Origin of the sequence: Psychrobacter sp. W2-37-MNA-CIBAN-0211 (genome assembly GCF_040309405.1) — a bacterium.
In the GTDB taxonomy this organism is placed as follows: Bacteria; Pseudomonadota; Gammaproteobacteria; order Pseudomonadales; family Moraxellaceae; genus Psychrobacter; species Psychrobacter glaciei.
This window is the reverse complement of sequence record NZ_JBEOOU010000001.1, coordinates 333,916-355,187: the sequence shown is the minus strand read 5'-3', so window position 1 is coordinate 355,187 and position 21,272 is coordinate 333,916. Positions and strand designations below refer to the sequence as shown.

17 protein-coding genes are annotated in these 21,272 nt (G+C 43.5%); 9 read left to right on the top strand and 8 right to left on the bottom strand.

Annotated features, from left to right (window positions below; all coding sequences use genetic code 11):
* Positions 1–148 precede the first annotated feature (148 nt).
* The 6 genes from AAEY72_RS01510 to AAEY72_RS01485 all read right to left on the bottom strand — a co-directional run bounded on the left by AAEY72_RS01510 (position 149) and on the right by AAEY72_RS01485 (position 10,808).
* Positions 149–4,060 (bottom strand): AAA family ATPase, encoded by a 3,912-nt coding sequence (locus AAEY72_RS01510; RefSeq protein WP_352309191.1) that lies wholly within the window; start codon positions 4,058–4,060, stop codon positions 149–151.
* 102 nt (positions 4,061–4,162) lie between these two features.
* Complete coding sequence (locus tag AAEY72_RS01505; protein ID WP_352309190.1) at positions 4,163–5,770, bottom strand: exonuclease SbcCD subunit D C-terminal domain-containing protein; 1,608 nt, start codon at positions 5,768–5,770, stop codon at positions 4,163–4,165.
* Between the two features lie 168 nt (positions 5,771–5,938).
* Complete coding sequence (cysG, locus tag AAEY72_RS01500) at positions 5,939–7,606, bottom strand: siroheme synthase CysG (RefSeq protein WP_352309189.1); 1,668 nt, start codon at positions 7,604–7,606, stop codon at positions 5,939–5,941.
* Positions 7,607–7,809: 203 nt separating this feature from the next.
* Positions 7,810–8,448 (bottom strand): phosphoadenosine phosphosulfate reductase domain-containing protein, encoded by a 639-nt coding sequence (locus AAEY72_RS01495; protein ID WP_010198043.1) that lies wholly within the window; start codon positions 8,446–8,448, stop codon positions 7,810–7,812.
* 85 nt (positions 8,449–8,533) lie between these two features.
* Positions 8,534–9,130, bottom strand: a complete 597-nt coding sequence (locus tag AAEY72_RS01490) for a DUF934 domain-containing protein (RefSeq protein WP_352309188.1) — start codon at positions 9,128–9,130, stop codon at positions 8,534–8,536.
* A complete protein-coding gene (locus AAEY72_RS01485) occupies positions 9,123–10,808 on the bottom strand; it encodes a nitrite/sulfite reductase (RefSeq protein WP_010198040.1) in 1,686 nt (561 codons plus the stop codon). The genes AAEY72_RS01490 and AAEY72_RS01485 overlap by 8 nt, the downstream gene beginning before the upstream one ends.
* A 277-nt stretch (positions 10,809–11,085) precedes the next feature.
* On the opposite strand from AAEY72_RS01485, the gene sat reads away from it, so the two are divergent.
* Complete coding sequence (gene sat / locus AAEY72_RS01480) at positions 11,086–12,339, top strand: sulfate adenylyltransferase (RefSeq protein WP_352309187.1); 1,254 nt, start codon at positions 11,086–11,088, stop codon at positions 12,337–12,339.
* A 105-nt stretch (positions 12,340–12,444) separates the two neighbouring features.
* On the opposite strand, the gene AAEY72_RS01475 is transcribed toward sat, so the two are convergent.
* Positions 12,445–12,966, bottom strand: coding sequence for a hypothetical protein (locus AAEY72_RS01475; RefSeq protein ID WP_352309186.1), 522 nt, complete (start codon positions 12,964–12,966; stop codon positions 12,445–12,447).
* Between the two features lie 255 nt (positions 12,967–13,221).
* Between AAEY72_RS01475 and AAEY72_RS01470 the strand changes: the two genes are divergently transcribed.
* From AAEY72_RS01470 to AAEY72_RS01450, 5 genes are all read left to right on the top strand, one after another.
* Entirely contained in the window at positions 13,222–14,346 is a 1,125-nt protein-coding gene (locus AAEY72_RS01470) for a sulfate ABC transporter substrate-binding protein (protein ID WP_352309185.1), read from the top strand.
* 150 nt (positions 14,347–14,496) lie between these two features.
* Complete coding sequence (locus tag AAEY72_RS01465; RefSeq protein ID WP_010198026.1) at positions 14,497–15,597, top strand: sulfate ABC transporter substrate-binding protein; 1,101 nt, start codon at positions 14,497–14,499, stop codon at positions 15,595–15,597.
* 181 nt (positions 15,598–15,778) lie between these two features.
* Positions 15,779–16,663 (top strand): sulfate ABC transporter permease subunit CysT, encoded by an 885-nt coding sequence (cysT, locus tag AAEY72_RS01460; RefSeq protein ID WP_010198024.1) that lies wholly within the window; start codon positions 15,779–15,781, stop codon positions 16,661–16,663.
* Position 16,664: 1 nt separating this feature from the next.
* Positions 16,665–17,600: a sulfate ABC transporter permease subunit CysW gene (gene cysW, locus AAEY72_RS01455; protein WP_352309184.1), complete on the top strand. Its 936-nt coding sequence runs from the start codon at positions 16,665–16,667 to the stop codon at positions 17,598–17,600.
* A 110-nt stretch (positions 17,601–17,710) separates the two neighbouring features.
* Complete coding sequence (locus AAEY72_RS01450; protein WP_010198021.1) at positions 17,711–18,433, top strand: sulfate/molybdate ABC transporter ATP-binding protein; 723 nt, start codon at positions 17,711–17,713, stop codon at positions 18,431–18,433.
* A 400-nt stretch (positions 18,434–18,833) separates the two neighbouring features.
* On the opposite strand, the gene AAEY72_RS01445 is transcribed toward AAEY72_RS01450, so the two are convergent.
* Complete coding sequence (locus AAEY72_RS01445) at positions 18,834–19,163, bottom strand: ArsR/SmtB family transcription factor (protein WP_189581943.1); 330 nt, start codon at positions 19,161–19,163, stop codon at positions 18,834–18,836.
* Positions 19,164–19,557: 394 nt separating this feature from the next.
* Here AAEY72_RS01445 and AAEY72_RS01440 point away from each other — a divergent pair, with 394 nt between their 5' ends.
* The 3 genes from AAEY72_RS01440 to bfr (AAEY72_RS01430) all read left to right on the top strand — a co-directional run bounded on the left by AAEY72_RS01440 (position 19,558) and on the right by bfr (AAEY72_RS01430) (position 21,187).
* Complete coding sequence (locus AAEY72_RS01440) at positions 19,558–19,749, top strand: (2Fe-2S)-binding protein (protein WP_010198018.1); 192 nt, start codon at positions 19,558–19,560, stop codon at positions 19,747–19,749.
* Positions 19,750–20,154: 405 nt separating this feature from the next.
* Positions 20,155–20,643, top strand: a complete 489-nt coding sequence (gene bfr, locus AAEY72_RS01435; protein ID WP_010198016.1) for a bacterioferritin — start codon at positions 20,155–20,157, stop codon at positions 20,641–20,643.
* 61 nt (positions 20,644–20,704) lie between these two features.
* Positions 20,705–21,187 (top strand): bacterioferritin, encoded by a 483-nt coding sequence (gene bfr, locus AAEY72_RS01430; RefSeq protein ID WP_194618535.1) that lies wholly within the window; start codon positions 20,705–20,707, stop codon positions 21,185–21,187.
* The last annotated feature ends 85 nt before the right edge of the window (positions 21,188–21,272 follow it).

The following is a 21,272-nucleotide window of genomic DNA, read 5'->3' as shown; positions in this document are numbered from 1 at the left end:
TACTGCTGATATATCGATATTACTTGCTTGCTGTGCCTGTGCAGACAGAGGCTACAAAAAATTGATATCAGCAGTGCGTGATGTATCGATATTACTTTGCACTGACTATATATGGCCTTTATCGTTACGCTGTTTTTTAATAACGGCGTTAACTTAGCACCTTCTGACAACCTTGACCAGATATCTGACTGAATCCTCCTGAAAGTTTCTCAACTTTAATTTGAGTGAGAATACGATCTTTTAATGCCTGTACATGCGAGATGATACCAATTAATTTACCTTCTTGTTGCAGGCTGGTTAAGGTGTCGAGTGCAATATCAAGTGACTCTTCATCAAGTGTCCCAAAACCTTCATCCAAAAATAGCGAATCGACGCGAATATTGTGACTGGCCATTTGTGATAGTCCTAGTGCGAGTGCCAAGCTGATAATAAAACCTTCACCGCCGGATAGATTTTTAGTACTGCGAATATCACCGCCTTGGTAGTTATCGATGACATTTAGCTCAAGCGGATTGTTATCGTCATGAATCAGCAAATAGCGATCACTCATCTTTTGTAATTGGCTATTGGCATGGCTAATCATGACCTCAAACGTTAAGCCTTGGGCAAAGGTACGGTATTTTTTGCCATCAGCCGAACCAATTAAAATGTGGAGCTGTTGCCAAACTTGCAGCTTTTGTTTCTGTGCATTGATAGCAACAAGCTGAGCCACTTGTTGTCCTTTTTGGTTGTGATTGTCTGTGAGCTTTTGATCAATAGCCCCGATTTTTTGACTTAACTGATCAATATCCGTCTGAATCTGGTGATGCTGCTCAGCAAGTGTGTCTCGGCTTTGTTCTGTCATAAGGGTGGCAAGCTTTTGCTCTAACGCTTGCTGAGTGACATCCAACTGTAACTTAGCTTGATATAACGCATTATCAATCGCCAATTTGCGTATGTGTAGGGCTTCTCGCTCTTCTTTAGGCAGGCGTGCATTGATAAATTCTGACTCATCAGCGAATTGCGACTCTGCAAGTGAATCAGTAAAGGTTTGTTGCTTACTACCCATCATGACAGTGGCAGACTGTAGCTCCATCTCTAGCTGTTGCTTTCTAGTCGTTAATTGCTCTAATGCTTGCTGCACCGCATCTAACCGCCTTTGTGCTACTACTTGCTTAACTTTAGTCTCATCAATAGTACTGCGTAATTGCGTCTCTTCGTGGTCTGGATTTTTATCTGAGAAAACATCTATTCTAGAGTGGCTTAGTTGTTCAATATCATTGGTTTTATTGGCAATGAAGTTTGTTATTTTTGCGAAAGCTACTTCATCGTTGGTAAGCTGATCTTGCTTAGTCTCAATCTGCGCAGCCAAGCTGCTTAACGTATTGGTGAGCTGCTGTTGGCTATTTTTTTTCTCATTAAATTTTTGTTTCAACTGATTAAGCGCACTACGCTGTTGACGCAATACATCAATATGACGGTCATAGTCTGCGTTATCGAGCACAGTGTGCTGATCGATACTGTTATCCAGTTGTCCCAGTACGTTTTGAATGACTGTTGACTCAAAATCGATACTGAAATCATTCTTATATTTATCTACAGGGTATTTGCGCACTAAAGATGAAATCATTGTCATAGCGGGCGCTAGCTCAGAGAAGTTAGCCAAAATCCTACCTTCGATACCTTCAATTTTCTGCGCGTGAAGCGTGATATCAGTTGTTAAGTTATTGATATTGCTGATCAGTGCCTGCTGCTGTTTTTCGTCATGTTCGATTGCAGTACGGAGGGTGGATGCATTCTCAGTCAGCTCGTCATAATGAAGCAATGTCATCTTAATGGACTGTTTTTGTTCAATAAGCTGCTGTTTAACGGTATCTAATAAAAATACGCACTGGTCAACATCCGAAATATCGGTATTAATGCTGTCACTCATTTGCGCCAGTGGTTTGATAATGGCTGCAATCGACTCAGAATAACGATGGTCGGTATTTAACAGCGACGATATGTAACCCTGAATATCACTGCCTAAGGTTTTGGATTGTTGTTGTAGTGGTGCTAGTCGCTGCTGCTGGTTGTTAAGCGTTTCTTGCTTTGTGGCATATTCGATATGGTAGCCCGATAAAGCCTGCTCAAGACTCTCAATACGGGTTTCTAATTCAGCCAGTTGCTGCTGGGTTTGGTTTATTTGAGACGGTTGATTTTGGTTGCTAATATCGTTGTTATTATTGTCTAATAATGGATGCTGTTTGCCGTAAGGGTGCTCATGTGCACCGCAAAGCGGGCAGGGCAACCCATCCTCTAGTTCTGTTATATAGTCTTCAAGCTTAGCGACTTTTTGTAATAGGGTTAAGTGTGTCAGCTTTTCTTGTCGTTTGATTTTGGCATCTTGAATGTCTGATTGATGGCTAGCCAGCAAACTTTCTAGTGTTGTTAACTCATTATTTAGCGTCGGTAGCGAGAGAGTGGTCTTTGTGATTTGGCCAACAATCTCGGACAACTGCTTTAGCTTAAAGCTGGCTTGCGAAATTTGATTGCTAATGTGATCGATTTGCTCTTGTTCGCTACGCATACTAGCGACTGATTGATTTTGGAGCAGTGCCGATTGTTGCTGTTGCAAGTGGGTCAATTGTTCACGTTGTTGTACTACCTTCAATTTATCTGCGGATTGCCGCTCAGATAACTGATTACATTCAGCCTTGAGTTGTTTGGATTGATGATTAAGCGCAAGACTGTCTTCTGTTAAGTGGACATTGTCCTGTAGCAGCCCTTTTAGTCGACTACAGCTATTATCAAAGGTTGCTATATCCGTATCGAGGTCGTTTAATTCTTGGTTATCGTTAAAATGCTTTTCTATAGTGCTAAGCTGAGTTTTGGTCACTTGCTCTGTTTGTTTGTGGTTAGCAATTTCTTGACGTAATTTGTGAGCATTACTTGCTAGTACATCTTTACGTTGATTATCATCTACTAGAGACTGTGATAACTGTTTTATATTGGCATCCAACTGACGCGTCTTGGCAATGACTGGTAAAGTCGTTTGAAGGCGTTCCGTGGCTTGCTTTTCAACAGTGTTGGCATCGTCTAACTGAGCCGCAGTCTGGGTCAGTGCTTCTTGCTGTACTGGAAGCTTATCAAGCAGTTCCTGTTGTTCAATACCTAGACGTTTGACCGTGTCGCGGCTATGACTCAGCTCTCGAAATTGGCTGTCAATCTCCAATGCTTTGCTGGCAATGTCTAAGCGCAGCGCTTCAGGAGTGAAGTCTTGCTGTGCCTGCTGCGCTGTTGCAAATTCAGTTTGATAAACAGACAGACTCTGCTGTAACTGCTGAACGTTGTCTAGCCACTGTAGTTGCTCGCTTAGTGTTTTAAAGGTTTTTCGTTGTGTGCTTTGCTGTTGATTGAGCTCTTCTAACGCTGCAATCAGCAGTTGTTCATCTTCGATGCTTAGTAAAGACAAGCTGTTGACGCCTGCTTGGAGATTGCTCAGCACCTCTTCTTCAGAGCGTTTCTTTTCATGCACATTTAATGATATTTTGGCATAGATGGCAGTGCCCGTTATTTTCTCTAAAATGGCGGCTCTATCACCAATATCAGACTTTAAAAATGCCGCAAAACTGCCCTGTGCCAGCATAATAGATCGGGTAAATTGACTAAAGTCCATGCCGATAAGGTCTTGGATATAGACCGATGTTTTAGATTTTTTTTCTTCTAAAATCTTGCCAGTTTCGACCTCGCTGATTTCATGCTTGATCGGCAATAAGTTGCCTTTGGCTTTTTTATGAGCACGATGTTGATACCACGAGCATTGATAGCGTGTTGAGTCAATCTCGATGATGACTTCAGCCGAGCATTCACCTGTACCCTGAGTCATGATCTCGTTTGTCGAGCCTGTAATATCACCCAATCTTGGCGTTTGGCTATACAGTGCTAAGCAAATCGCATCCAAGATGGTCGTCTTGCCAGCGCCCGTCTGCCCAGTAATGGCAAAGATGCCCTCATTAAGAAAAGCGGGGTCACTAAAGTCAATGTGCCATTCGCCTTTTAGGGAGTTCAGGTTTTTGAGTCGCAGTTCAATCAGTCGCATGGGCAGGTCTTATTTTTATATAGAGTAGTAAGAAAATGGCAGTGATGAGAAACAGTAATGATAAATTAAGAAGCTATTAATTGCCTCTGTAATAAGCTGCTATTATTCGGCCTGAGTGTCTTCATGACGAAGGTTATAAACGATTTGCTCATAAGCATCACGCAAGATTGATTTTTGCTCATCAGGGACACTATGTGCGACTAAGCAACGCTCAAATACCTCTTGCTCATTTAAATCTTGGAGCGTCTCAGAGATCTGCTGTTGATTGAGGACTTTATTATAAGTATGAGTATTTTTTATTTTTAATACCTCACAGGACGAGCCATCTACCATTGACTGAATATGATCGCGCAGCTCACTGACCACTTCATTACCTGTATAAATAACTTCCAGCCAAACGGACTCAGTTGCATCGAGAGACTGAATGGTTTTATCGATAGTTTGATTAATGAATTCTAAATCACCTGAGACTTGTGCTAACTTTTGGAATTTTGGGATGGGTAGAGAGATGACCTGCATCTGACGTGATTCGTCATAATGTAGTAGGTTAGAGACTAATATGGCATTATTTGTGGAATTGTTTGTAGAGTGGTTGCTCTGTATAGCGTTTACTTGACTAGAAATTGAGTCGTCAAACGCGTTTGGTATAATCGCTTCGCTGTCTGCCGATTCACCAAAGCCAAACAAGTCGTCCATAAATTCAGTTGCTTGATCGGCGACTTTTTTAGAAAGTTTCTCTACGGATTTCTCGATAGGCACTACCGTTTCTGTCGCCTGAAAACTTATAACTTCATCAATTGCCTTTGACGGTGACATCTCATCAGTAATTCGCTTTGAAGCTTCGCCAAATTTTACCAACAATACCTGTTTTTGCTGGCGAGCCTCTCCAAAACCCATCGCGATAGGCGAGCCTGAATAGCGAATACTCTCACGCCCACCGACACGCTGCGGCACATGTAAGTGACCAAGTGCGACATAATCAAAGAATTCATCGAACATATCGGCGGATATTTTGCCCAAGCTTCCCACATACAGTTCACGTACGCCATCATCATCAGTAGTAGTGCCACCAGCCGCGAATAAATGCCCTGTCGCGATGATAGGAATGTGACGTTGGTTTGCTTCGGCTAATTTAGCCTGCTGAGCTTTGGCAATGCTAGCGACTTCATCATAATGGGCGCGAATGCCTTTGATAACGTTTGCGTCTTTGCTATCTGCTGACTCGCCAGCACTACTGCTACGCACATCGCGGTCGCGCAAATAAGGGACAGCGGCGATAATACAATGAGGTGTACCATCTGCATCATTTAAAACCAATACTTCGTCGGTTAAGTCGTCACAGGCCGTACCAATCACATGAACGTTTAAAAACTTAAGCACCTGACTGGGCGCATCTAAAAAAGTAGGGGAGTCGTGATTGCCCGCAACTATCACTACGTGCTGACAGCAGGATTTTGACACTCTACCCAAAAACTCAAAATACAATGCTTGGGCTCTATTACTTGGCGTCATGGTGTCAAAGATATCACCAGCAACGATTAATACATCGACTTTTTGCGCGCTAATCATCTCTTCAAGCCAGCTTAAAAATGCCTCAAATTCCTCATAACGCATGCGACCATAAAGCCGTCGTCCCAAATGCCAATCAGAGGTATGGAGTATAGTGAGAGGTTTAATAGGCATGGATTTGGTATCGGCAAGTGTGGACATAGTTGAGCTTAATAATGAGTAAGAGACAGCCTTCATTCTAGCAAGAATTATTGCTGTTTGCTCTGCTGCCAAAATAAAACCCTACCAAATATCATTGATAGGGTTTTATTTTGGTTAGCCCCTTTAGGTGGCTATCGATTAAGTTGTCGATTTAGTTGAGGAGAGTCACTAATCAATGACCAGTTTCTCGAGTCCATCTTCTTGCTGCGTTGCTAGATTGGCCACCATTGATAGGGCATGTGCTTGCTGCTGCAAGCTTGTTTCTTTGGGTGTCGCAGCTGTACCGCCACGCAACCAATTATTTGCGGTGTCACTGACGTTTTGATTGTGCTGCTGATTCTGTAAATTATACCAAGCCAAATCATGATGTAGCGCGACCACATCACCCATGATTAGTAAGGCTGGCGTTGGCAGTTGCTCTTTTTCTTGTTGAGCGACAATGGTTGCTAGCGTCCCTGTCAATACCTGCTGGTTTGGCATACTGGCATTAGAGATAATAGCGATTGGTGTATCGGCATTGCGTCCTGCCTCAATCAAGCCTTCGGTCAAACGCGGCAGCGAATGCAGACCCATATAAAACACCACGGTTTCATCCGTATTTAAAAAGCTCTTAAAGTTGCTATTGGGCGCGCCAGCCTTTAAAAATCCAGTGACAAAACGTACCGACTGCGAGTGATCACGGTGGGTAAGCGGAATACCAGCGTAACTTGCGGCAGCATTGGCAGCGGTGATACCGGGGACGACTTGATACGGGACGCCATGGGCGCGCAGGCTTTCAATTTCTTCACCACCACGTCCAAAGATAAAGGGATCACCACCTTTTAGCCGTACCACACGGCGACCTTCTTTCGCGCTATTGATCAATAGCTCATTGATACCAAGCTGAGCGACGGCGTGGTTGCTACGTTTTTTACCGACAAATACTTTATCAGCATCACGGCGACATAGATCCAATACTTGCGGTGATACCAGCGCATCATAATAGACAATATCGGCTTGCTGCATTAAACGTAGCGCTTTAAACGTAAGCAGCTCTGGATCACCCGGACCTGCACCGACGATATAGACTTCACCGATAGGCGTTTGCTCAGGCGATGCAGCTGAATGTTCAGGATGTTGTTGTGGCTGATCTTTTGAATCAGTCACCGATATCGCTGTTTGTGGAGTTTGAGTGTCTGCATTGCTGGTTCTATCAATTTTGGCAGCCGTGTCGTCCAAGTCGGCTTTTAATTGGGCGGCCGCTTGGGTTTCATTACCCGCAAACATCAGCTCACTGACTTGACCTTCAAAAGCACGCTCCCAAAACTGCCGACGACCTGTCAAGGTTGGGATTTTGCTTTTTACCTCAGTACGAAAATCGCCTGCCAGCTTGGCAAGTTTGCCGTAGCCTTGAGGTATTAAGGTCTCAAGACGCGCACGCAACAGACGTGCCAGCACGGGCGCTTTACCATTTGAAGAAATACCTATCACAATGGGATTACGGTCGACGATGGCAGGGAAAATAAAATCACACAAAGGCGGGGTATCGACCACGTTTACGGGAATATTAATCTCGGTAGCATCGGCATGAATTTGATGATTGAGCGTTTCATCATCCGTCGCCGCGATAATGACACGCGCGCCTGTCATATAGGTTTTATGATAGTTTTCATAGATGAGTTGGTGCTTGCTATCAGATAGCAAAGCTTGTATCTCAGCCATAATGGTTGGTGCCAGTACCGTGATACAAGCCCCAGCACGGCTGAGCAAGTCAGCCTTACGTAGCGCCACATCGCCGCCACCGACGATCAGCACTTTGCGGTCTTCTAATTTAAAAAATAGCGGAAAGGTGTTCATAGCATCACCAGCAAGTTATTCAATGTAAAATATACCCCATTATGAGGTATCGCGTGCGACGTCTCACTTAGTGTATTGGCATTAGTATATTCGTTTTTGACATGTTAAAGGTGGTTTTTGATTGAAAAGGGAATAGCCATACAGAATGAAAAAAGCCCTCTCGTTTATGAGAGGGCTTTTTGCTTAACTAAAATCAGTCGATATTACAGCTGAGTATGCAAGCCACACTCACGGCTCTCTTCTACTTTCGTTGGATCAAAGTAGTCATGCTCGTTAGGTAGTTTGTGCTCGTCTAAATAAACATCCAAGTCTGCATCTGTTTTTTCAAACAACGGTGCTACTTTTAGCACGCCATCTTTTGATAGACTTAACACATCAAGACCTTGGCGGAATTCGGTTTGATCTTTACGAATGGCATTGAACCAAACGTCAGGCTTTAGCTCATCTAGTGCGCGGCGGAACGGCTCAAGCTTCACTTGTTCAGTGAATTCGTCATGCTGTGGGTTATCAATCCCCGGAATACCATTCATAGTGGCGTCACGATGGGCAGCCGTTTGTTTAGGGATATACGTAATGACATTTAGACCTAAATCTTTGATGACTTTATTAGCAAAACGATAAGTGGCATCGGTGTTATAACCAGAATCTACCCATAATACGGTAATATCAGGACGTTGCTTGGCGACCAAATGCAAAATAGCAGATTCATAAGGACGGAAGTTCGTCGTGATAATTGGGTTTTTAGCTTGCTGCAATGCCCATGCTACGATTTCTTCTGGTGATTTACCTTGTAGCGCTTGGTTGGCTTGGTCAAGGTCTAGATTTGGGTGTAATTGGCTCATAATACGTTCCTTAATTGTTGTTAATATAGAAATGGTTAAATAAACAAAATACTTAAAAGTAAATAATGGCTACTGAATAGCAATATTAAGTGCCTGAAAACATCGGCAAGTCGGCAGCGTTGCGACCATCATAACTGCTGGCAAGCGCATTGAACGCTTGACTGATGTCAGAGATAGACTGCATATCGTGCTCGCTAAGTACAAAAGTGTCGGCACCCGCGCGCAGTAGATACGCAATTTGGTCACGGCCAAACTTGCCTGCCATACGAATCTCGCCCTGAAAACCGAGCTGACGTAGCGTCTGTGCGAAACTAAAACCACGTCCATCAGTAAAGGCTGGCACATGAATCACAATCAAATCTTGCTTTAACAAAAAGTCTGTCAATCCTGCCAGCGCATCAGTATCGGTGTCTGAGGTAATCCAAACACCAAGACGGCTAGTATGCTCGCCCAACAGCTCATATACTTGCTGCAATAGTCCACCAGCGAGCGTGCCTTTAGCATCCAGCAAGTCTGCAAGTGGTAGGACAACGTCGAGCTTCTCTTGCTTTTGTAAGGTCTCGAGCAGCGATATCTCTGTGAGAGCGATACCATCTGGTATCTCATTGGTGGTAAGCGCATGCCAAGTATCAGTCTGACTGATATCGACACCATCACTATTTAGTACATGATGATTACCCATAGACCTTCTCCTTAAATGGAGCGATACCGACGCGATCGACCAAATCAGTAAAGAGTTCTACGTCATTGTCATTACTAGCACGCAGCTCTAAATAAACGTCCAAAATCTTTTGTAGGGTAGTAGCGACATCATCAGCTGGCACTGCTTTACCCAATATCTTGCCGATTTTGGCATCACTGCTTGAGTTACCACCCAAACTAATTTGATACCAGTGTTCGCCTTTCTTATCGACACCAAGGATACCGATATCACCCGTATGATGGTGCGCACAAGCGTTCATACAGCCGGACATGTTTAGACGAATCTCACCCAAGTCATAAAGGTAGTCGAGATCATCAAACTGTTTCTCGATTTGCTCAGCGATATTGTAAGTCGTGGCATTGGCAAGCGAGCAATAATCCCAACCTGGGCAGACAATCATGTCTGTTAAGGTGTTTATATTGGCACGCGCTAAATTAAGCTCAGTCAGCTGTTGCCATAGCTCATACAGATGATTGGTTTGCACGTCAGCAAACACCAAATTTTGCTGATAAGTACCGCGTAACTCACCAAAGCTATATTTATCTGATAAGTCAGCGAGGGCATCCATTTGCTGCTCGTTGACATCGCCCGAAGGTACATAGCTTCCGTCGACCAACCCTGCTTTTAACGAAATAACAACGGCACGGTAGCCCGACACTTTATGCGCGACCGTATTTTGATTGTACCAATTGGCAAAGTCTTTATCGGCATTGAGTTGCTGCTGCAAATCAGACTGTGCTTGCAGAGCGTCGAAGGCAACATAATCAGGCTCGCTAAAGAAACTGCTGGCAGTGGCAAAATTCTCGTCTGTTAAGGTCAGCGCGCCATCTTTGGTATGCGCTTCCCACTCTGCATCGACCAATTTGGCAAAGGCAGGACCGCCCATGCTCTCCACCAATATTTTAATACGGGCTTTAAATTTATTATCGCGGCGACCATGCAGGTTATAAACACGCAAGATAGCATCTAGATAACTGAGCAGATGCTGACGCGGTAAGAATTCGTTAATCACTTTACCAATCACTGGTGTACGACCAAGACCACCGCCAACCAATACTTCAAAACCAATCTCGCCTGCCTCATTGGTTTTTAGGTGTAGTCCCACATCATGCACTTGCGTCGCCGCGCGGTCATTGGCTGTACCAATAACAGCAATCTTAAATTTACGCGGCAAAAAAGCAAACTCAGGATGGAAGGTTGACCATTGACGAATAATTTCACAATAGGGACGTGGATCTGCAATCTCTTCTTGATGAATACCAGCGTAAGGATCAGTTGTGGTATTACGAATACAGTTGCCCGACGTTTGAATGGCGTGCATCTGTACCGATGCCAATTCTGCCAATATGTCTGGAACTTCCTCTAGCTTTGGCCAATTCAACTGGATATTGGTACGGGTCGTGAAGTGCCCATAGCCTCTGTCATATTTGCGAGTAATCTCTGCCAACTTACGCAATTGGTAACTGGCTAGCAGGCCGTAAGGGATAGCAATACGCAACATCGGCGCATAACGTTGGATATAAAGGCCATTCTGCAAACGCAGGGGCAAAAACTGATCTTCTGGCAGCTCACCGGCCAAAAACCGTTCAGTTTGGTCGCGAAATTGGGCGACCCGTTCCTCTACCAAGGTTTGGTCAGCGTAGTTATATTGATACATGACGTAATCTCAATTTTGTTTTTAGACTTAAAAGCAGCGACGAAAATGATTTGCGTGTGTAATAGATTTTGTTGCCGATCGCAATGTGAATAATTCAGCTTTACATCATATAAGCTTGTGCCAAAAAACATAAATTCCTTTAAGACATATCCATATCCAAACACAGCATAAATTTTCATAACGAAAGTTAGGTAGCCTATGCGTATTCTATTTATAAGCCAATTTGCTAAGCCAACTTACCAAGTATAATCATTTATTATTAAGGTTTTAAATCAATATGACATCTTCAGTCCTCAATCAAGCAGCTTCAAAACTAGTCCCTCCTCATGGTAGCAGTGAGCTTAAGCCATTATTGTTAACTGGCGACGCCCGTGATCAAGCCTTGGCACTTGCCAGCACATTACCGACGATTACCTTAAGCTCTCGTGAGCGTGGCGATTTGATTATGTTTGGTATTGGCGGCTTTACCCCGCTAAACGGCTTTATGAATCAAGCCGACTGGCAGGGTGTGGTTGATAACATGCGTCTGAAAAGCGGCGAGAATGCTGGCTTGTTTTGGCCGATTCCAATCACCTTATCTGCACCAACAGCCACAGCCGACAGCTTAAATCAAGGTGATAAAGTCGCGTTGATCGCTGAAGATGGTGAAGTGATGGGCATCTTGACGGTTGAAGAAACCTATAGTATTGATAAAGAACACGAATGCCAGCAAGTATTTACCACGACAGACTCTGAGCATCCGGGTGTGCAGCAAGTGCTAAACCAAGGCGATGTCAACATCGCAGGTAGCGTAGAAGTGCTGAGCGAAGGCGAATTCCCAGCCTTATACCCAGAGATCTACAAAACACCAGCGGAGACGCGCGAAATATTGGATGCCAAAGGCTGGAAAACAGTCGCAGCATTCCAGACGCGTAACCCAATGCATCGCTCACATGAGTATCTTGCCAAAATTGCTATCGAGATTTGTGATGGAGTGTTGATACATTCATTGTTAGGTGCGCTCAAGCCAGGTGATATTCCTGCTGACGTGCGTCAAGAAGCCATCAAAACCTTGATTGACAACTACTTTAGACAAGATACGGTGATTCAAGCGGGTTATCCACTAGACATGCGTTATGCTGGACCTCGTGAAGCGTTACTACATGCGGTATTCCGTCAAAACTATGGCTGTAGTCATCTGATTGTTGGTCGTGACCATGCTGGTGTTGGCGATTATTATGGTGCCTTTGATGCTCAGACTATCTTTGAGCACGTTGGCAAAGACGATCTGATCACTCAGCCGTTAAAAATTGGCTGGACGTTCTGGTGTAATGCTTGTAATGCGATGGCATCCGACAAAACTTGCCCGCATGACGCCTCTGAACATGTCAAAGTGTCAGGTACTAAGCTACGTAAAGCACTATCAGAAGATGAAGAGGTGCCAGAGAACTTTAGCCGTCCCGAAGTACTAGAAATTTTGCGCAATTATTATGCTGGTATCGCTCGTGAGGAGCGTGCTGAGGTTAAGCTCACTGGTGCATCAGCCGTATAATTAATTTGTATCGTTGATAAATAAAATCAGTCATAAAAAAAGGTGTCAGACTTATCGTCTAGCACCTTTTTTATTGTCTACAGTAAAGCCTAACGTCATTGAATGTTAATTCAACTCTAAAGTACCCGAAAGCTTCTCATAGTTTCCGGCTAGTGTACCGCCACCTGAGCAAAAATAGTTCAATGCATATTTATCTGGGCTATCAATGGTCAGCGTATCGTCTTTAAATTGAAAGAATACCTTGCTGTCATTGCTGCTATTTATCTTGGTCTGAAAAATAATGCCGTGCGCATCATCCTGACCCAGCAAGGTCGCCTTACCATCAAAATGACAGGTTGGTTTTTTCACATCACTGCGGGCGCACATTTTTATAGTAATGTCTGTCGCTCCGTCAGGTCTCACCATGACGCCCACCCAATCATAACCTTGCTTGCGAGCCGCATAACTCTCTGAGGCGTAGTCACCAACGACTTTTTGCACAGCAGGTGTCGGCATAACAGCAGTACTTTTCACTTTGCTATCACCGTAGTTATCATTGCTATAACTACAACCGCTGACGCTAACAAGGATAGGGCTGGCAAATAATAACGCAATAGAAAGTACTGAGCGGGTTTGGTATTGAATCATATGGTCGCACCTTGTGGTTAAGTGAATGATAGGTATTGCTCCTGCCTGCTTATGCCAAGTGCTTCACTCGATAAGCTAATTTGTCACTAAGCGTTCATGAAACAAGCTGCTAGCATGGCTCTCATTATACTCAATATTAAATTCAAAAAGCCAAATTCACTGAGCAATAGCCATTGAGACCGTAATAAGTATTTTAATAAAAAATGGTCGCATCGAAACTAAAAGATATGAAACTCGAAACTATAGAGAACATTTATGCAAATTAATATCAACAAAATCTCATCTTGCATTGGCAGTATTGCTGGTGCCCCATCATTATCTAAAAGCGTACAACCACGCATCCTCATGATTGGCAGCGCATTGACAGCGATGATGCTAATTGCAGGTTGTAGCCCAACGCAAGCCACGCAAAACGAATCTGCCAGTGGGCAAAAAGACATCAGCTTACTGAACGTCTCTTACGATGTGTCGCGCGATTTTTACAAAGACTATAACGCATTATTCAGTGCGAATTATCAGAAAGAAAATCCAGACAGTAAGATCGATATCAATCAGTCACATGGTGGTTCAAGTAAGCAGGCCTTGTCGGTTGCCAATGGTTTGCAAGCCGATGTGGTGACCTTCAACCAAGAAAGCGACATGAACTTGTTGGTTGAAAAAGGCTTGGTCGCAGCCGACTGGCAACAAGCCCTACCGAATAATGCCGTTCCTTATACCAGCACTATGGTGCTACTGGTACGGAAAGGCAATCCAAAAAATATCCAAGATTGGTCGGATTTGGCGCGTAATGGTATCGATGTGGTCATCCCGAATCCAAAGACCAGTGGTACGGCGCGTTATGCTTTTTTGGGCGCTTATGGTTATGGTCTGCATCAATTCAAAGAAAGTGTGGAAAATCCTACCAAAACGGATGACTTTATCAAGAAACTATTGGCAAACGTCGTTACTTACGACAATGGTGCACGAGCAGCGACGACCAGCTTTACCCAACGCGGGCTAGGTGATGTACTTATCACTACCGAAAACGAAGCGCATCTGGCGGTGCAGCAGTTCGCAAAAGGAAAAGTTGACATTGTTTATCCGAGCTACTCGATTGTTATTAAAAACCCCGTTGCCGTAGTGACCGCTGTCACCGAAAAAGGCGGTAAAACTGAGGCCGCAACCGCTTATCTCAAAGGTTTATGGGAGACCCCCGCACAAGAACTCATGGCACAGATGTATATGCGTCCTAGTAATGAGCAGGTATTAGCAGCGCACAAAGACACCCTACCTGATATTGACACTTTTGAGCCAGTCGAAGTTTTCGGGTCTTGGGCACAGATCATGGACACATTCTTCGTCGATGGCGGGCGTTTCGATCAGCTGGCACGGGTAGAGTAGAGGGCAACCCTTAAGTAATTGATAACTTTATCTATATAATACAGTTATTCCATTTTGGCAATAACATACACATATTCATCATTAAACATAATAAGATGGCGCTGTTAGCATACCTGCATTACATAAAAAACAGACATCTCTGAGGTATTTATGACATACGCAGCTCGTTATCAACAAAAAAACAAAGCGCTGAGCGCTCTAAGTGTCGCTGGCGTGGCGTTGACACTTGGACTTGCTGGCTGTAGCAACAGTGAGCAGGCAGATACAACTGCCAATGCTGATGGCACAGCCACGAGTGCAGAAGGTCAGAATATCGAGCTGTTGAACGTCTCTTATGATGTGGCGCGTGATTTTTATAAAGACTACAACCCGCTGTTCGTTGAGCACTATAAGGCTGAGAACCCAAACGACACTATCCTAATTAAGCAGTCACATGGTGGCTCAAGTAAGCAAGCACTGTCAGTTGCCAATGGTTTGCAAGCGGATGTTGCGACGATGAACCAAGGCTCAGACATTGAATTGCTTGAGAAAAAAGGGTTGGTTGAGTCAGATTGGGAAAGCAAGTTCCCAGATAATGCCGTGCCATTTACCAGCACCATCGTATTTTTGGTGCGTAAAGACAATCCAAAAGGCATCAACGATTGGGAAGATTTGACCAAAGATGGCCTTGAGATTGTGATGGCTAATCCGAAAGTTACTGGTAACGGTCGCTATGCATTTTTAGGGGCTTATGGTTATGGTTTACACGCCTTTAATAACGAAGAAGCACCAGCGAAAAAATACGTAAAAGATATGCTTAAAAACGTAAAAGTTTATGAGAATGGCGGACGTGCCGCGACAACGACTTTCGTTCAGCGCGGTATTGGTGATGTACTCGTCACCTTTGAAAACGAAGCCAACCTTGCCGCCACTGATTTTGGTGCGGGTAAAGTTGACATCGTTTATCCTAAATACTCTATCAAATCAGAAAGCCCTGTTGCGATCGTTAAGTCGGTGACGGACAAGAAAGGCACGACTAATGCAGCAAAAGCCTATCTTGATTACTTATGGAGCGAGCCTGCTCAGCAATTGGCTGCTGACCTTTACTTACGTCCTAGCGTAAAAAGCGTTCTTGATAAAAATGGTGACAAATTACCACCGGTTGAAACTTTCCGTCCAAACGATGCGTTTGGGTCATGGGATGAGATCATGGGCACTTACTTTAGTGATGGCGGCGTATTCGATCAGTTAGCAATTAATGCCCCTCAGTAGCCAGTCTGCTATGTTTTAAACGTACTGTCGTTACCAGCGCAGCAATTCTAAAGTAACGTCCAATCATATAAAGGACATGGCACCCGCGCTATGTCCTTTATACCATAAGCGTACTAATAATAAATTTGATAAAACGTGGTCTTTACGATAAGTACCATCAGATAGGCAATAGGACATTACTATGAGTGCACCACTATCTTCTGCCAATAAACCCCTGCGAAACAAAGGGTGGCTGAACCGTTTGCGTCAGCGCAATGTGCTGCCAGGGTTTGGTCTGAGCATGGGCATCACCGTCTTTAGCTTATCGTTACTGGTGGTACTGCCGTTTGCTATGATGGCTTATACCACAACGCAAATGGGCTGGACTGGCTTTTGGGAAACCATTACCCAGCCGCAAGTGACCGCTGCTATAAAATTAAGCTTGTGGATGTCGTTCTTAGCGATGCTCACCAATATGGTGTTTGGTACGTTGGTCGCTTGGGTACTGGTGCGTTATGAGTTTTGGGGTAAGTCCCTAATCAATGCTTTGGTTGATTTACCTTTTGCACTACCAACCGCCGTCACCGGTATCTCTCTTGCCACTCTTTACGCACCTAATGGTCTGATTGGTCAATGGTTCGATAAATTCGATATTCAGGTGGCTTTTACGCCTATTGGTATTTGGCTCGCCTTAGTAGTGGTCAGCTTTCCGTTTATTGTTCGTGCGGTACAGCCCGTACTGGCCGAGCTATCGGTTGAGTTTGAAGAGGCATCTGCGGTATTAGGCGCAAATCGCTTTACCACTTTTCGCAAGGTTATTTTGCCAGAGCTGTTACCCGCTTTACTTATGGGTGCAGGCATGATGTTTGCTCGTGCGACTGGCGAGTATGGCTCGGTGATTTTTATCGCTGGTAACATTCCGATGCAGTCTGAGATTTTACCGCTCATTATTATCAGTAAACTTGAGCAGTTTGATGTTCAGGGTGCCTCCGCCGTGGCGTTATTTATGCTGCTGATCTCATTTGTGATTTTATTGACCATCAACATCGTACAGTGGAAACTGTCGCGCCGTGTAGGAGCTCGCTAAGATGCAGATATCCAATAGCTACGATTATCAAAGTAATCCAGCGACTAAAGACAGCCCATGGATTAGACGTACCTTTATCACGATTGCTGTTTTATTCATGGTTATCATGTTGGTGGTGCCATTGTTTGCGGTGTTCTACGAAGCCTTTAAAGGTGGCTGGCAGCTGTACATTGCCTCGCTGGTCGATCCAGAAGCCTTGCAAGCCATTAAGCTGACGTTAATTACCGCTGCTATCGTGTTACCCATTAATATGGTGATGGGTATCGCGATTGCATGGTTGGTCACGCGTTATCAGTTTAAAGGTAAGCAGCTGGTCACAACCTTGCTTGATTTGCCGTTTTCGGTGTCACCAGTGGTCGCCGGTTTGATGTTTGTGTTGTTATTTGGACTCAACTCTACCGTTGGTGGCTGGCTTGAGAGCATGGGCTTTCAAGTGATTTATGCGGTGCCAGGGATTGTGTTGGCAACGCTATTTGTGACCTTTCCCTTTGTGGCACGTGAGCTGATACCGCTGATGCAGACACAAGGTGATAGTGAAGAGCAGGCCGCGCTTACTTTGGGTGCTACCGGTTGGCAGACTTTTTGGCATGTAACCTTGCCCAATATCAAATGGGCATTGCTCTATGGTTTGATTTTAACCAATGCTCGAGCAATGGGTGAATTTGGTGCCGTGAGCGTGGTCTCGGGCCATATTCGCGGTGAGACCAATACCATGCCGCTCTTGGTTGAGATTGCTTACAATGATTATAATTTTACCGCGGCTTTTGCCTTATCAAGTTTACTTGCTGCGCTTGCTCTCGTGACGCTGCTGATACAACAAGTCATGACCAAAGTACAAGAGCGTAAATTTGCCAAATCTGAACGGCTGGCAAGTGCCCCTGAGCTGCCAGTGAGTGCCAATGCCACCGTAGCAAAGAACGAAGATAACAGCCTGTAAATGGTTCAAGTAGCTGTTAATAGTTCGCTACTTATATTTAGCTACTAATAAAACAGTAATCGAAGACAATCTGCCACGATAAGACAAAAGATATAATAAGAGACACTATTATGAGCATCGAAATTAGGAACGTTAATAAAAGTTTTGGCAATTTTACTGCCTTAGACAATATTAATATCACTGTGCCTACTGGTAAATTGACGACCTTGCTAGGCCCCTCTGGTTGCGGTAAGACGACACTGTTACGTATCATTGCTGGGCTTGAATATGCGGATTCGGGACAGATATTGTTTGATGATTTGGACGTTACCAACACGCCGGTTCAAAAACGCCATATCGGCTTTATGTTTCAGCACTATGCCTTGTTTCGCCACAAAAATATCGCTGATAATATCGCCTTTGGCTTAACGCTGTTGCCAAAGAACGAACGCCCAAGCAAAGCTGATATCAATAAGCGGGTGGCAGAGCTGCTAGAATTAGTACAGTTGCCGCAGATTGCCAATGCTTACCCACATCAATTATCTGGTGGTCAGCGCCAACGTATTGCACTGGCACGAGCACTGGCGGTAAAACCAAAGTTATTACTACTGGATGAGCCGTTTGGCGCACTTGATGCCAAGGTGCGTAAAGAGTTGCGTACCTGGCTAAAAGACATTCATCATGATCTTGGTATTACCAGTATCATGGTGACCCATGATCAAGAAGAGGCGCGCGCAATATCTGATGAGATTGTGGTGATGAATCATGGTCATGTCGAGCAGGTAGGTACTTCAGAAGAGCTGATACACCATCCAGCTAACGCTTTTGTCAGCGACTTTTTAGATTTAGTATAATCAGACTTCTTTAAGTCATATAGTCAGTGCAAAGTAATATCGATACATCACGCACTGCTGATATCAATTTTTCTTGCTTGCTGTGCCTGAGCAGACAGAGGCTACAAAAAATTAATATCAGCAGTATCGTAACGTTTTTGGGATATTTTGACTATATCTCATCGCGTTTTAGCTATGTTTAAGACAACCAGTCTGTGCAGTTGCTGTCATTTGTAGATAAAAAAAGACCTAAATTATTAGGTCTTTTTTTTATGGATTAAGCTATTTATAAGTGTCAACTTTAGAGGTAGAGCAATGACCAAACCCGCAGATAGTAACGCTTAATGAATAGCTTCTAATTAGCTACTATCCTAATCGATTACCATCTAAGCACTTATTAGTAGTAACTACTTAATAGTAACTACGCGAGTTTTTGCATATCACCGTCTAAGTCTCCAAGTGAGGTTTGCTCATAAGTGATGTCTAAGATATCTTGGCACCAGTCAGGCAGGTCATCTGCTACTTCATACCACATCCACGTACCGTCGCGAACACAGCTTAAAATACCCAGTTTTTTCAAATGGTTTAAATGGCGAGAGATGGTTGGCTGCGGTTGATCCAATATTTCTACCAATGCGCCTACACAGCGTGCCTCTTTTTTGAATAAAATTTGGAAGATTTTTAAGCGTGTCGGATCAGATAAAACTTTAAACAATTCGATAGGTTGTATCGTAAAATTATTATCAGACATAGGGTAATCCCAAGAGAGCTTTTATTAATAGGACGCCAATATAACAGCAGTTATCAATAAAATCGATTAAAAAGTGAGCAAAATTACACTTCATCGTCAATTTAATACCGTTAAAAATGTTCGGTTACATGTTTGTGTGTATGCAGTTACATGAATTGAGTTTTTATCAAGATTCAATAGCGATAGATTTATGACAAACAGATAGGTCAATGCTATTGCAAATGGTAATAATTATCGTTATTATAACGACCAACAAGATAAAGTATTGAACATCAAGTAACCTATATCGTCCAAAACACATCTCTTTATTTTTAAGTACCTCTTTATTTCTAAGTACCTATTTATTTTTAAGTACTTCAGCAAAGCATATGGTAACCATCGTAGGAGCAAGCACATGTACGTATGTATCTGTAACGACGTAAAAGAAAAGCAAATCAAAGCCGCTATTGCTGCTGGCATCGATACCCTTGACGGTCTAAAAGATACCCTTGATGTTGCGACGTGCTGTGGCTGCTGCGAACCTATGGTCAACGATTATCTTGATGAACACCATGCTAGATTAGATGTCCTAGCTTATGCCGTTTAACGATTGTTAGATAAGCACCGTTTACGCTTGCGCATGACAAGTAGTCCTACCTTCGAACAACCGCCTTTTCTATTATCGCTGTTTACCCTTTATAGCTAGATTAGCTGTTATAAAGGGTAGGGCAGTTATCATGCTTATATCCCGCACTGAACTTTCTCTATATTGCTCAAATACCTATTGAGCGTCTTCAAAAAAGCTGGCTAATTATGATTCTCAATTAGCATCGTATTCTTAGTTAATAACGTTACAAGTCATACAGCGTCTATATGCTACTATATCTATCTTGATTTAGAATATTTTTTGTTGTTTTCAATTTGACCGTGCAGGTTACTGATAATGCTATCAATACAGGTATTATTACTATTACTGTAATCTGAAAGACGAATAAATATAGGAGTGCGTGTGATGATAGGTAGCCCAAAAGTTATTGAGTATTTAAATTTTCTATTAGGTGGCGAGCTTGCAGCTCGTGACCAGTATTTCATTCACTCAGAGATGTATGCGGAATGGCATTACGGCAAATTATACGACCGTATCAATCATGAGATGCAAGATGAAACCTTACACGCACAGGCTATCATTCGCCGTATTCTAATGCTCGGCGGCACGCCAAAGATGAAAGTCAACGATATCAATGTTGGTAGCACTGTTCCTGAAATGCTGCAGCTTGACCTTGATCTAGAGTATGAAGTGCAACAGCATCTAAAAGACGGTATTGCGCTGTGTGAAGAACAACATGATTACGTCACTCGCGAGATGTTGGTTGTGCAGCTAAAAGACACTGAAGAAGATCATGCGCATTGGCTTGAGCAGCAGTTGCGTCTTATCGATATGATTGGTCTACCAAATTACCTACAAAGTCAAATGGCTGAGGTATCTCCTCATCTTGTTTAATAGCTATCGATAGCGTTACACGACATTTAATTTACTAGGTAATGATAAAGGGAGAGATATTATGAAAGGGGATAAAGACGTTATTCGTGCACTCAATAAAGTGCTCGGTCAATCACTAATCGCTATTAACCAGTATTTTTTGCATGCACGGATTGCTCGGCATTGGGGTCTCGAAGCGCTGAATGACTCGCTATACCATCAATCAATTGCTGAGATGAAATGGTCAGACGATTTAATCGAGCGTATCTTGTTACTTGATGGTTTACCCAATTTGCAAGAACTGGGTAAAGTGCTGGTGGGTGAAGATGTGCCAGAGATTATTGATTGCAATTTGCGTTTAGAAAAACAGAAATTCGATATTCTTACCGATGCGATTACTTTGTGCGAGACACATCGTGATTATGTATCTCGTCAGCTATTGGTGAAGCTCAAAGATGGCAATGAAGAATATCAAGACTGGCTAGAGACACAAGAAGACTTGATCGAAAGCATTGGTGTAGAACGCTACATCCAATCACAGATGGATGATGACAAAGCGCCTTAATCCTTCATCGCTTAAGCTTTTCATCGATTAAAAAGCCAGTAGGCGTTTGATATCATTCAAACCTCTACTGGCTTTTTTGTGTCTG

Excerpts from the sequence above, each read along its gene's own strand:
- AAEY72_RS01510 (WP_352309191.1), bottom strand. The coding sequence starts at position 4,060 with ATGCGACTGATTGAACTGCGACTCAAAAACCTGAACTCCCTAAAAGGC.
- AAEY72_RS01505 (WP_352309190.1), bottom strand. The coding sequence starts at position 5,770 with ATGTCCACACTTGCCGATACCAAATCCATGCCTATTAAACCTCTCACT.
- cysG (WP_352309189.1), bottom strand. The coding sequence starts at position 7,606 with ATGAACACCTTTCCGCTATTTTTTAAATTAGAAGACCGCAAAGTGCTG.
- AAEY72_RS01495 (WP_010198043.1), bottom strand. The coding sequence starts at position 8,448 with ATGAGCCAATTACACCCAAATCTAGACCTTGACCAAGCCAACCAAGCG.
- AAEY72_RS01490 (WP_352309188.1), bottom strand. The coding sequence starts at position 9,130 with ATGGGTAATCATCATGTACTAAATAGTGATGGTGTCGATATCAGTCAG.
- AAEY72_RS01485 (WP_010198040.1), bottom strand. The coding sequence starts at position 10,808 with ATGTATCAATATAACTACGCTGACCAAACCTTGGTAGAGGAACGGGTC.
- sat (WP_352309187.1), top strand. The coding sequence starts at position 11,086 with ATGACATCTTCAGTCCTCAATCAAGCAGCTTCAAAACTAGTCCCTCCT.
- AAEY72_RS01475 (WP_352309186.1), bottom strand. The coding sequence starts at position 12,966 with ATGATTCAATACCAAACCCGCTCAGTACTTTCTATTGCGTTATTATTT.
- AAEY72_RS01470 (WP_352309185.1), top strand. The coding sequence starts at position 13,222 with ATGCAAATTAATATCAACAAAATCTCATCTTGCATTGGCAGTATTGCT.
- AAEY72_RS01465 (WP_010198026.1), top strand. The coding sequence starts at position 14,497 with ATGACATACGCAGCTCGTTATCAACAAAAAAACAAAGCGCTGAGCGCT.
- cysT (WP_010198024.1), top strand. The coding sequence starts at position 15,779 with ATGAGTGCACCACTATCTTCTGCCAATAAACCCCTGCGAAACAAAGGG.
- cysW (WP_352309184.1), top strand. The coding sequence starts at position 16,665 with ATGCAGATATCCAATAGCTACGATTATCAAAGTAATCCAGCGACTAAA.
- AAEY72_RS01450 (WP_010198021.1), top strand. The coding sequence starts at position 17,711 with ATGAGCATCGAAATTAGGAACGTTAATAAAAGTTTTGGCAATTTTACT.
- AAEY72_RS01445 (WP_189581943.1), bottom strand. The coding sequence starts at position 19,163 with ATGTCTGATAATAATTTTACGATACAACCTATCGAATTGTTTAAAGTT.
- AAEY72_RS01440 (WP_010198018.1), top strand. The coding sequence starts at position 19,558 with ATGTACGTATGTATCTGTAACGACGTAAAAGAAAAGCAAATCAAAGCC.
- bfr (WP_010198016.1), top strand. The coding sequence starts at position 20,155 with ATGATAGGTAGCCCAAAAGTTATTGAGTATTTAAATTTTCTATTAGGT.
- bfr (WP_194618535.1), top strand. The coding sequence starts at position 20,705 with ATGAAAGGGGATAAAGACGTTATTCGTGCACTCAATAAAGTGCTCGGT.